Below are 12133 nucleotides of genomic sequence, written 5' to 3'. Positions count from 1 at the left end.
TTAATTAAAAAGAAAAGACCTTCCAAATGATTGAAAGGTCTTGTATATTTCTAAAAAAGAATTTATTTATTATTGAAGTCTATGTCTTCGCCAGTATTCAGGTTTTCGTTTACATTTTCTTCTTTTTTACCGGATGTTTTTTGTCCGCTTGGATCTGCCGGTTTCGGATTTTTGATCTCATCAAGCGTCTGTAATCCGCCATCATCTCCGTAACCTGCGCCTAATCCCTTAAGGTTTGAACAGCCGTCTTTCCATTCCGAAGGTTTCACGAATTTATCATCCGGAGAGATTTTTAAGCTTTTATCTGCCCATACTTTCTTCATGTAGATTGCCCAGATTGGTAATGCCATTTTAGCTCCCTGTCCTTCTCCTGTTCCGTAGAAGTGGGTGGCTCTGTCTTCCCATCCAACCCATGCTCCGGTTGCCAGTTTCGGTACGATTCCCATAAACCAACCGTCTGAGTTGTTCTGGGTAGTTCCTGTTTTACCAGCAATTTCGATATCTTTTGAAATTCCTTTTCTTCCCAGTTCTCCAGAAGCGGTTCCGTATTGTGCCACACCTTTCATCAGTTCAATCATGGTATAAGCGTACAGCGGATTCATCACTTCTTTAGGTTCTACATTTACTTCCTTAATTACGCGGCTGTTGGCATCTTCAATTCTCCAGATCATCTCCGGTTTGTTGTAGTTTCCGTAGTTTGCAAAAGTACTGTAAGCTCCTACCATTTCGTAGATGGTAATATCCGAAGCTCCTAAAGCCATTGGTAAGCTTGTGGAGATTTCTTCTGTTACTCCCAAATCTCTCGCGGTTTGTATTACGCTTTGTGTTCCCGTCATTTCGGCAAGACGAAGTGCAACAGGGTTTTGTGAGTGCGCCAATGCATCTTTTAAAGTAAGCATTCCGCCTCTTCCCGGAACGTGATAAGTTCCTTTGTTAAAGCTTGCATTAGAAATAGTAGAACAAGGTGTTAAACCTAGTTTCATAATCGCAGTTGCGTAAACGAAAGGCTTAAATGTTGAACCTACCTGTCTTTTACCCTGCTTAATGTGGTCATACTGGAAATGCTGCCAATCGATTCCTCCAACCCAGGCTTTAATTTCTCCTGTTCCCGGAATTACAGACATCAATCCTGCCTGAGCAACTTTCTTGTGCCATCTGATAGAATCCCAAGGAGACATTTCTACTTCTTCTTCTCCAGCCCATGTAAATCTTGAGGTTTTAACAGGTTTTTTAAATTCCATTAAAATAGAATCTTCCGGCATTCCGTCTGCTTTAAGAAGTTTGTAGCGTCCTGTTCTTCTCATTGCCTGAAGCATCAGATTATTCACCTGCTTATCATTCAGGTAATAGAATGGCCAGTTTTTTCTTCCTCTCTGCTCAGCGTCAAATCTTTTCTGAAGATCCGTTAAATGCTCTCTGATTGCATCTTCTGCATATTTCTGCATTCTGGAATCAAGAGTTACATATATTTTTAAACCGTCTTTGTAAAGATTTAATTTTTTACCGGTTTCTTTTTCGTAATCGTCAAGATATTTGTCGATTTCTTTTTTCAGATAAAACTTATAATAAGCGGAATAGCCTTCTGTAATATTACTTATAGGATGAAAATCAACTGTAATTGGCGTTGCTGTAGCTTTATCAAATGTTGCCTGATCGATATATCCTGTTTTCAGCATTTGATCCAAAACAACATCTCTTCTTGTTTTTGCTCTTTCAGGATTTCTGTATGGATTATTTTTTCTTGGATTTTCAAGCATGGCAACAAATGTTGCAGCCTCCGGTAAAGTAAGCTCAGAAGTTTTTTTATTAAAATAAATCTTCGAAGCCATTTCAATTCCGTTAGCATTAAATAAGAAATCAAACTTATTGAAATACAGTGTTATGATTTCTTCTTTCGTATATCTTTTTTCAAGACTTACGGCAACAACCCATTCTTTTAATTTCTGGAATGCTCTTTCAATTCTGTTTTGAGAAGCATTTCCGGTGAAAAGTAATTTTGCAAGCTGTTGGGTTATTGTGGATCCACCGCCTCTTTTACCTCCATAAGCTACCGCTCTTACAACTGATTGTAAATCAATTCCTGAGTGTTCTTTAAAACGTTCGTCCTCTTTTGCCTGTAAAGCATAGATTAAGTAAGGCGGGAGATCTTTATAAATGATAGGCTGTGTTTTCTCTTTTTCAAATTTACCCAAAAGAACTCCGTCTGAAGAGTAGATTTGTGAGGCAACATATATATCCGGATTTTCAAGCTCTTTTACATCCGGCATTTCTCCTACGAAACCTTGCGATACGGCAAAGAATAGCCCTGAAATTCCTAAAACCAAAGCAAAGAATCCGATCCAGATAAATTTAACCCACCTTTTCCAGGCAGTGTCTTTCTTTTTAGGAGGAAGAGGGAAGGTTTTCCCTTTGTTCCCAGTATTTTGTTTGTTCACTTCCATTGATGATTACGGTTTAGCCGTTTCTATTTTTACTCCAATGTCTTCAATTCCCGGAAGGTTGTCGTTTCTCATCGCCTGAGTAAGACCGATTTCATATTTTCCTTTTGCGGGAAATTTATAATTCAGTTTATATTGAAACAAAGTTTCCTTCGTATCTCCGAATCCTGTTCCGAGCCATTCTCCGTTAGGTTTTGCCAATACATAATTTAACGTATCCGTTTGCTTTTTCTTGCTTTGAAGGTCGGTAAAATTGACAATAAACCTTATATTGCTGTAAGGATAATTGTTATTATTTCTTACAACAAATATAATATTTTTAGGATTTTGCGGATCTGAAATTTCAAGATTAAATTTTTGTTCACTTTTCTTATTCCATTTGTTATCAACAGAATTCATAAAAACTTCTCCTTCGGTGGAAGAATTACAGCTAAAGAAAAGAATAAGAGTAAATAATCCTAAAATTTTACGCATTGTTATCTTTTTTTGGAGGAAACTTCTTTTTAAATTTCTTTTTGTTTGGATTGGGTTTTTTATCAGTTTCAGCACCTGCAGCAGCTTCTGCTTTTTCCAACTGAGGTTTTGGCTGTTGAGGCTTTTGCGGTCTCGGTTGGTTGTTATTAGAATTGGCTTTTGGATTTTGCTGCTGTTTTTCCTGTCTTTGAGGTTTTTCAACAGATTTTTCATTTCTTTCAGGACGTTCCTGTCTCTCAGGTCGGGTATTGTTTTTCTTCTGACCTTGCTGATTCTGGCTGTTCTGATTGTTGCTATTCGGTCTGTTTTGGTTTTTATTTCTGTTGCCTCTGTTTTTCTTTTCGAAACGGTCTACGTTGTTCTCCTGAATCAGGTCGATGCTTGCAAAAGGAGTTTCCGGCTGTTTCAGCTCTTCCAGTGGAAGTGTTTTTTCTCCGCGTTTATTCTTGGAGATCAGCTTTTTAACCAGATCAATATCAAAATCGTACCACGCAATTGAATTTTCTACATAAGCAAACCACATTTTCTTTTTGAAAACGTCGATTTTAATGCAGAAAGCTCTTCCTTTCTCGGTATCCAGAGTGGTGGAAGAAGACGGGAAATTGCTTAAAGCATCCAGATAACTGTCTAATTCATAATTAAGACAACATTTAAGTTTACCACATTGCCCGGCAAGTTTCTGAGGATTGATACTCAGTTGCTGATATCTTGCCACGTTGGTATTTACAGATCTGAAATCCGTTAACCAAGTCGAACAGCAAAGTTCTCTTCCACAAGATCCGATTCCGCCTACTTTTGCGGCTTCCTGTCTGAAACCGATCTGTTTCATATCGATTTTTGTACGGAAAGCTCCGGCGTATTCTTTAATCAACTGTCTGAAATCTACACGGTTATCTGCCGTATAATAAAAAGTGACTTTAGAGGCGTCTCCCTGATATTCCACATCGGTGATCTTCATTTCAAGACCTAATCTGTGCGCTATTTTTCGGGCGTCTATTTTTACGCTGTCTTCTTTTTTTCTTGCTTCCTGCCAAACTTCAAGATCTTTCTGATTGGCCTGTCTGTATATTTTTAGTGCCGATTCTTCAGAACATTTTTTCTTTTTCATCTGAATCTTTACCAATTCTCCGGTGAGACTTACCACACCTACATCGTGTCCGGGACTCGATTCTACTGTTACTACACTACCTATGTGTAAAGGGATATTGTTTACATTTTTATAAAACGATTTTCTGTCATTTTTAAATCTAACTTCTACAAAATCACATCTGTTCGGTGCGGGATTGTTGATGTTAGAAAGCCAGTCAAAAACACTTAATTTATAACTATTACCACAGGTATTTACATTTTCACAGCCATTCGCGGTCTTCTTGGGTCCGCAAGAATGTGCAGAATCGCCGGATGTTTTACATCCACAACTCATATATTATATATTTAATTTGCAAATTTATGATTTTTATCTTTATGAGGTCTAAAATAATCAAATATTCGGGAATCGTTTTGTTTAAGACTAAACAAAATGTTATTTTATGAAGATAGTTTGAATTAATCATTTAATAATGATGTTTTTAAAGCTTATTTTATTTAAAGTGCTATTTTAAACATAGTTTTCTTTTGCGTTGATGTTTAAAATTTTATGATTTATTAACAGATGTATCTAAAATAATTTTATATTTGGATTATATAATAATAGTCTATGAAAAAAATATTGATATCAACAGCTTTATTGGCAGGTGTATTATCTTATGCAGGAGGCTTCAGGGTTTCTCTGCAAGGGGTGAAGCAGTTGGCAATGGCGCATACCAGTGCACATGCTGAAGATGCGAGTGTTACGTTCTTTAACCCTGCGGGAATGTCTTTCATTCCCTCAAAACTTAGTGTTGCTGCGGGTGGATTCGGGATAAGTTCTAAAGTTACCTATCAGAATCTTACTACTTTGGAATCTTATTCTACGGATAATCCTATGGGAACTCCTATTTATGCTGCGGTAGCTTACAAAGTGTTAGATAATCTTTCTTTAGGTTTTAATTTTTCAACGCCTTACGGAAGTACGGTAGAATGGCCAGATAACTGGGCTGGAAAAGAAATTGTAGAGAATATAGAACTGAAGGCATTTTATTTTCAGCCGATGGTTTCTGTGAAATTATCACCTTGGGTTTCTTTCGGAGCGAGCTATATCTATGCTAAAGGAAGTGTAGACTGGACGAAAGCAGTTACTCAATTAGGAGGAAATTTAAATCTAAAAGATGATAAGGCTTCAGGACACGGTTTTGGTTTAGGTTTCTATTTCAGACCAGAAGAAAAACTGGATGTAAGTATTGCTTACAGATCGCCGGTTTATATGAATGCAGATAAAGGAAAAGCTACATTTAATATTTCTCAGGCATTATATTCTTCAGTAAGATTAGACGCTAACGGACAGGATAACTTTAAGGCTGTTCTTCCTTTGGTGGATGAATATACAATTGGGGTTACCTATAAAATAACACCGAAATGGCAGGTGTCCGGAGATTTCAATTACTACGGATGGGAGAAGTATAATAAACTTACATTGGATTTTGAAAACGCATTGGCAGGAAATCAGGCAGATGATCCTACCAAAAATGTAACGCCGAAAAACTTCCACAATTCTAAAGCTTTCAGAATCGGAACGCAATATATGATTACAGATAAAGTTGCAGGAAGATTAGGATATTATCATGACGAATCACCTTATGACGACGCACACTTCAGTCCGGAAACACCATCTTTTGATGCTAATGTAATTACCGGAGGGATTGGATTTAAACTCAATAAATTAGGAGTAGACCTTTCAGGAGCTTACAACTTCCAGAAGTCAAGAAATATAAACAATGCATTTTATAACCTTTACGGGCAGGCTAAAGCACAAGCATTTTACTTTGGGTTAGGTTTGTCTTATAACGCATTTTAATTTTTAATCAAGAATTATGAAAAAAATATTAATTTCTACATTCGCTATTTCAGCGTTGTTGTTAAATGTAAGTTGTGATACAGACTTCGATACTGATGTAAAGGATGTGGTAGTAACTTCCGGAGAAGCCAATTTTTCCAAATATGTATCTTTAGGAAATTCTCTTACTTCGGGATATAGAGACGGAGCTCTTTATTTGGATGGACAAAATGAATCTTATCCTTCAATGATTGCAATGCAGATGAAACTTGCAGGAGGAGGTGATTTTAAACAGCCTTTAATGCCAAATAACGTTGGTGGATTTAATAATCTTCCGGGATTTTCAGGTAAACTGGTTCTTAGTGTAGTAAATGGGTCACTTACACCGGTGCCATCTGCTCCGGCAGCGGCGTTAGATAACATTTCTTCAGGTGCACCTTATCAAAATTTAGGGATTCCGGGAGCGAAATCTTTCCATTTGGGTATTGCGAGCTATGGATCTCTTAATCCGTTTTATGCAAGATTTTCTACAGGGGTAAGTCCTGTAGCGGCGGCAGTAGCTCAAAATCCTACTTTCTTCTCTCTATGGATCGGAAATAACGATATTTTAAGCTACGCAACCAGTGGAGGAACAAATTCTACAACAACAGGAGGCGTTACAACATATACACCTGCTGTTGTTCAGACAGGAAATATTAATCCTGCAACTTATGGATCTAATGATATTTCTGATCCTAACGTGGTAGCGTCAAGTATTAATTCTTATGTAACAGCGCTTACAGCGAACGGTGCGAAAGGAGTTATTGCCAATATTCCAAGTGTAACAGCAATTCCTTTCTTTACAACGGTTCCTTACAATCCGTTAACTCCGGCTGCTTTAGGTGCTAATCTTAATACGCTAAACACAAGTTTGTACGGCCCGCTTAAACAGGCGCTTACAGCTTTTGGAGCGGGGGATAGAATCAATCTTTTATCTTCTACTTCATCAAACCCTGTTTTGATCAGAGATGTTTCTTTAACGAATTTATCAGCACAGCTTACTGCGGCACTTACGCCGTCTTTAGGAGCGGCTACAGCTGCTGCTTTCGGACAGATTTACGGACAGGCGAGACAGGCAACCGCAGAAGATTATATCCTTCTTACGACCAGAGCGGTAATCGGATCTACTAATCCGAATGCTCCGGCTTCCATTAATGTATACGGTATTTCTTATCCATTAGAAAACCAGCATGTGCTTTCAAAAACTGAAGCAGCAAATGTCACAACAGCTATGACTGCCTATAATACTTCAATTAAGTCTATTGCAGATGCTAAAGGACTTGCATTTGTAGATGCAAATGCTAAAATGGTAGAACTTAATTCTCAATCCGGAATTTTGTATGATGGGATAAGATACACTGCAAAATTCGTAACCGGGGGAGCTTTCTCTCTGGACGGGGTTCACCTTACAGGAAGAGGCTATGCAATTATTGCCAATGAATTTATTAAAGCAATCAATGCTAAATATAAATCTACCTTACCACAGGTAAATCCAAATAATTATTCCGGAGTAAAATTCCCATAATAACTGGATAAATAAAAACTTAGAAACCACAAGAGTAATTCTTGTGGTTTTTTTTTAAATTTGCAAAATCTTTAAAAAGTAAAAATGGCCGATCAGTTAAGTTATCTATTTTCTACAAGGACGAGTAAGGACTTGGCAGAGAAAATTGCCCAAAATTATGGGAAAGAATTAGGAAAAATCAACTTTCAGACATTCAGCGACGGAGAATTCGAACCTGTTTTAGACGAATCCGTAAGAGGGGGAAGAGTTTTCCTGATTGGATCTACGTTTCCGCCGGCAGACAATTTATTAGAGCTTCTTCTGATGATTGATGCTGCCAAAAGAGCTTCTGCTAAGAGTATTACCGTAGTGCTTCCATATTTCGGACTTGCAAGGCAGGACAGAAAAGACCAGCCCAGAGCGCCAATCGGTGCTAAGTTGGTGGCAAACCTTTTAACGGCAGCAGGAGCTACAAGAATCATGACAATGGATCTTCACGCAGATCAGATTCAGGGATTCTTCGAAATTCCGGTAGATCATCTGTATGCTTCTACTATTTTCGTAGATTACATCAGAGATCTCAATCTGGAAAATCTTACGATTGCCTCTCCAGATATGGGAGGTGCAAAAAGAGCGAAAAACTATGCAGGTCACTTGGGTGCAGATGTAGTAATTGCTTATAAGGAAAGAAAAAAAGCAAACGTTGTAGAAGAAATGTTCCTTATCGGAGATGTGGACGGGAAGAATGTTATCCTTATTGATGATATGATAGATACCGCCGGAACACTTTGTAAAGCGGCAGACATCTTAATGGAAAAAGGAGCGAAATCTGTAAGAGCAATGGCAACGCACGGAGTGCTTTCAGGAAAGGCTTACGAAAATATTGAGAAATCAAAATTATTGGAAGTTATTGTAACTGACTCAATTCCTGTTAAAAATAATTTGTCATCTAAAATAAAAGTGCTATCTTGCGCCCCATTATTTGCGGACGTTATGAAGATGGTTCATGAACATCAGTCGATTAGCAGTAAATTTGTTATTTAACTGATTTTTAGAAGTTTGCAAATTTAATTTGAAACAATTTTTTAAATTTTTTATAAATGAAATCTATTACAATTCAAGGTACAAAAAGAGAAAGCGTGGGCAAAAAGTCTACAAAAGCTTTACGTGATGCTGAATTAGTTCCTTGTGTTGTTTACGGAGGTGAAGCTCCTTTGAATTTCTCTGCTACTGAGAAATCTTTCAAAGGGTTAGTATACACTCCTGAAGCACACACGGTATCTATTGAGGTTGATGGTCAAACAATTCCGGCTGTTCTTCAGGATATTCAGTTTCACCCGATTACAGACAAAATTCTTCACGCAGATTTCTATCAGTTATCTGATGATAAGCCAGTTATCATGGAAGTTCCTGTAAGAATCACTGGTCGTTCTAAAGGTGTTGTAGCTGGTGGTGTTCTTCGTCAGTCTTTCAGAAAGCTGAAAGTAAAAGCGATCCCTGCAAACTTACCGGATGAGATCGTTGTAGACGTTACTCCGTTAAGAATTGGTAACAAACTTTATGTAGGAAGTATCAAAACTGAAGGATACTCTTTCATGCACCCTGACAACGCAGTTGTAGTAGCTGTTAAGATGTCTAGAAATGCAATGAAAGGTGGTGCAGCAGCAATGGACGATGAAGATGAAGAAGAAGTTGCAACTGAAGAAGGAGCAGCTCCTGAAGCGACTGAAGCAGCAGCAGAATAAGAATTTCTTATTGAGATATAGAAAACCTGTCAATTTTTTGGCAGGTTTTTTTATTATTCTATCCGATAAAACTTTTTTTGTCTGAGTAATTGAATCTTTCTATTGCCTGTTGCCCAACAACACAACATCCATCATCTTTGCTTTAGAAAAAAAGCCGTAAATTTGAAGAGTTCTAAATAAGAACGTTTTAATTAAAAATTTAATAAATGTTTGACATTCAGGAAATCAGAAGTCAGTTTTCTATATTAGATCAGAAAGTGAACGGTAAACCACTGGTTTATCTCGATAATGCAGCCACCTCTCAAAAACCGGATTCCGTTTTGGAAGTCTGGAACAAATATTACACAGAAATCAATGCGAATGTACATCGTGGAATTCACACGCTGAGCCAGTTGGCAACTGAAGAAATGGAGCTTTCCAGAAGAAAAATCCAGAAATTCATCAATGCTGAACATGATTTTGAGGTTATTTTTACCAAAGGAACTACCGAAGGAATCAATTTGATCGCCTATATTTTAACCCAAAAATTAAAAAAGGACGATGAAATTATTATCTCTTATCTGGAACACCATTCCAATATTGTTCCTTGGCAGATGCTATGTGAAAGAACCGGAGCGAAGCTGAGAGTCATTCCTATGGATGAAAACGGAATTCTTCAACTCGATCAGTTTGAAAAATTTTTAAGTGAAAAAACAAAAATTGTTTCTGTTAATCAGGTTTCCAATGCTTTAGGAATTATTAATCCGATTGAAGAAATCATTGCAAAAACAAGAAAGAATACCAATGCTTACATCGTTATCGACGGAGCTCAGTCTGCGCCTCATTTTACCCTTGATGTTCAGAAAATGGACTGCGACTTTTTTGTTTTCTCGGGGCACAAAATGTACGCTCCGATGGGAACGGGAATTTTGTACGGAAAACAGCAGATTCTTGAAGACTTGCCACCATTTCACGGAGGCGGAGAAATGATTGCCACCTGTTCTTTTGGCAGCACCACTTACGCAGGTCTTCCTTTTAAATATGAAGCAGGAACACCAAATGTAGGTGGAAACATTGCTTTGGGAGCTGCCGTGGATTTTATTCTGAAAGTTGGGCAGGAAAATATTCAGAACCATGAAAATGCTTTGCTGGAATATGCGCAGAGACAGCTTCTGGAATTGGAAGGCATTAAAATTTATGGTGAAAAAGCCAACAGAACCGGCGTCGTTTCTTTCAATCTTGAAGGAGTCGGAATTGCTTCGGATGTAGGAATGATTCTGGATAAATTAGGAATTGCTGTAAGAACGGGGCATCATTGTACACAGCCGATTATGGATTTTTTCAATATTGCAGGAACCGTAAGAGCCAGTTTTGCGGTGTACAATACATTCAGTGAAATTGATGCTTTGGTAGAAGGCGTAAAAAAAGCACAGAAAATGCTAAGTTAGACTTAGATTTTTTAAGATACAAAACGGTCAGAGAAATTTCTGACCGTTTTCTTTTTGTATGGACTATTAATTCAATTCTGAATCGCACATTTCCATCGGAACCAGACATTTTGTAGAAAGACATGGGTTTCCGCTCGGAATCTGAAGACAGCACGCATGATATCCGTTATATGTGATGTGGTACGTATTGGCAGGACAGGTATGACCGCCTAAAACCTGTTTTAAGTTCTCTCTTTGGATTTTTTTTAGATTTTTCATAATGTTTTGTTTTATAGTAGTTTGTAATAAGTCTCTAAGGTATGAAAAATATTTAAAATGATATTTTTTAATAAATTTCAAAAAATAATTTCCTTCGGTGTAACCTTTTCCGTTTTTAATTGTCTTACTAATAGAAACAAATAATTATGAAGCTTCTGTTTGGAAATAAAAAAGATGATTTGCTGAGCCGCCTCAAAAGGCAGGAACCGGCAGCGCAGAAAGTTTTTTATGATCAGAATGTAAAGAAATTTCTGAGCATCGGCAGAAGTTACGTTACAGATTTGTATCAGGCTGAAGATTGTGTAATAAAAGCGTTCTGTAAAATTTTTAAAAGTATTGAGACCTTTAGAAATGACGGAAGTTTTGAAGGCTGGGCAAGAAGAATTGTGGTGAACGAATGTCTGAACTTTATTAAAAGCCGCAAAACCGTTTTTTATCTGGACGACATCAACCAGTCTTATCTGGAAGAAATTTATGAAGAGGATATTGCTTTTGATTTCAATGCACAGGAACTTCTGGATCAGCTTCCGGATGCTTACAGGATGGTTTTTAACCTCTATGTTCTCGAAGATTATTCGCATCAGGAAATTGCAGATACTTTGCAGATTTCTGTTGCCGTAAGTAAGACACAACTGTTTCGGGCAAAAGAAAAAATGAGAAAAATTTACTTTCAACAACAAAAAGCACTGAAAAATGAACACTACTAAAAATAATATAGAACATCATATCAAAAAACAGATTTCAGAAAGAGAAATTGCTCCTTCTAGAAATTTGTGGTCTGAAATTGAAACCCAGTCGGAACGAAGAAACTCAAAAACAAAAATAAATTGGTATTTGGTGGCGGCTTGTCTGGTTTTAACGTTCAGTTTGGGAGCAGTTTTGTTTTTTAATAAAGAAAATAAGGAAACTGAAAAATCTGAAATTGTTGCTGAGGTTAAAAAGCCGGTTATTCAAAATAAAGAGCAGGAACTAACAGTACCATCTCCTGAAATTGTAAAGCAGAAACAAACAGAATCTGTTGCTATAGAAAATATTCCGAGTGAGAAAAAGAATGAAGCGGTAGAGTCGCAGATCATGATTGAGCAAAAACAAATACCTTTAACAAAAGAAAATGCTCCGGAAATTATCGGTACTATTTCTAAAATCGAGCCTGAAAAAATCATGGCAAAGTCAGATTCTGCAAAAACTCAGGGAAAAAGAAAAAGATATGTTGATCCTTCCACATTACTGTTCTCGGTAGAGCATAAAGATGTTATCATGAAAACCAAAGAAAGCAACGTGGCAACCATTGATCTGAACGGAAAATAATACTTCAAATTTTAACAAATAAAAAATAA

Annotated in this window: 11 protein-coding genes; 7 read left to right on the top strand and 4 right to left on the bottom strand. The window is 37.2% G+C overall.

The annotated features are described in order from the left end of the window. Positions 1-62: 62 nt before the first annotated feature. Genes DD829_RS07075 through DD829_RS07065 form a run of 3 tightly spaced genes read right to left on the bottom strand, consistent with a single transcriptional unit; the run spans position 63 to position 4335 of the window. On the bottom strand, positions 63-2441 hold the full coding sequence (locus DD829_RS07075; protein ID WP_108410839.1) for a penicillin-binding protein 1A: 2379 nt from the start codon (positions 2439-2441) through the stop codon (positions 63-65). 6 nt (positions 2442-2447) lie between these two features. Next, positions 2448-2912: a gliding motility lipoprotein GldH gene (locus tag DD829_RS07070; RefSeq protein ID WP_076393886.1), complete on the bottom strand. Its 465-nt coding sequence runs from the start codon at positions 2910-2912 to the stop codon at positions 2448-2450. Next, positions 2905-4335, bottom strand: a complete 1431-nt coding sequence (locus tag DD829_RS07065; RefSeq protein WP_108410838.1) for a stage 0 sporulation family protein — start codon at positions 4333-4335, stop codon at positions 2905-2907. The genes DD829_RS07070 and DD829_RS07065 overlap by 8 nt, the downstream gene beginning before the upstream one ends. 273 nt (positions 4336-4608) lie before the next feature. Between DD829_RS07065 and DD829_RS07060 the strand changes: the two genes are divergently transcribed. The 5 genes from DD829_RS07060 to DD829_RS07040 all read left to right on the top strand — a co-directional run bounded on the left by DD829_RS07060 (position 4609) and on the right by DD829_RS07040 (position 10538). Further along, positions 4609-5844, top strand: coding sequence for an OmpP1/FadL family transporter (locus tag DD829_RS07060; RefSeq protein ID WP_076393882.1), 1236 nt, complete (start codon positions 4609-4611; stop codon positions 5842-5844). Between the two features lie 16 nt (positions 5845-5860). After that, a complete protein-coding gene (locus DD829_RS07055) occupies positions 5861-7387 on the top strand; it encodes a G-D-S-L family lipolytic protein (protein WP_076393880.1) in 1527 nt (508 codons plus the stop codon). Between the two features lie 84 nt (positions 7388-7471). Next, complete coding sequence (locus DD829_RS07050) at positions 7472-8410, top strand: ribose-phosphate pyrophosphokinase (RefSeq protein ID WP_076393878.1); 939 nt, start codon at positions 7472-7474, stop codon at positions 8408-8410. Between the two features lie 56 nt (positions 8411-8466). After that, a complete protein-coding gene (locus DD829_RS07045) occupies positions 8467-9111 on the top strand; it encodes a 50S ribosomal protein L25/general stress protein Ctc (RefSeq protein ID WP_076393876.1) in 645 nt (214 codons plus the stop codon). 206 nt (positions 9112-9317) lie between these two features. Continuing rightward, positions 9318-10538, top strand: coding sequence for an aminotransferase class V-fold PLP-dependent enzyme (locus DD829_RS07040; protein ID WP_108410837.1), 1221 nt, complete (start codon positions 9318-9320; stop codon positions 10536-10538). 66 nt (positions 10539-10604) lie between these two features. Here the strand turns inward: DD829_RS07040 and DD829_RS07035 are convergent, their stop codons facing one another. Then, positions 10605-10796, bottom strand: coding sequence for a bacteriocin-like protein (locus DD829_RS07035; protein ID WP_076393872.1), 192 nt, complete (start codon positions 10794-10796; stop codon positions 10605-10607). A 146-nt stretch (positions 10797-10942) separates the two neighbouring features. Between DD829_RS07035 and DD829_RS07030 the strand changes: the two genes are divergently transcribed. After that, on the top strand, positions 10943-11503 hold the full coding sequence (locus tag DD829_RS07030) for an RNA polymerase sigma factor (RefSeq protein ID WP_076393870.1): 561 nt from the start codon (positions 10943-10945) through the stop codon (positions 11501-11503). Further along, a complete protein-coding gene (locus DD829_RS07025; RefSeq protein WP_108410836.1) occupies positions 11490-12104 on the top strand; it encodes a hypothetical protein in 615 nt (204 codons plus the stop codon). The genes DD829_RS07030 and DD829_RS07025 overlap by 14 nt, the downstream gene beginning before the upstream one ends. The last annotated feature ends 29 nt before the right edge of the window (positions 12105-12133 follow it).

The sequence above is a fragment of the Chryseobacterium sp. HMWF035 genome, from assembly GCF_003094695.1.
Taxonomy (GTDB): domain Bacteria; phylum Bacteroidota; class Bacteroidia; order Flavobacteriales; family Weeksellaceae; genus Chryseobacterium; species Chryseobacterium gambrini.
This window is presented reverse-complemented; position numbering and strand designations above follow the sequence as displayed.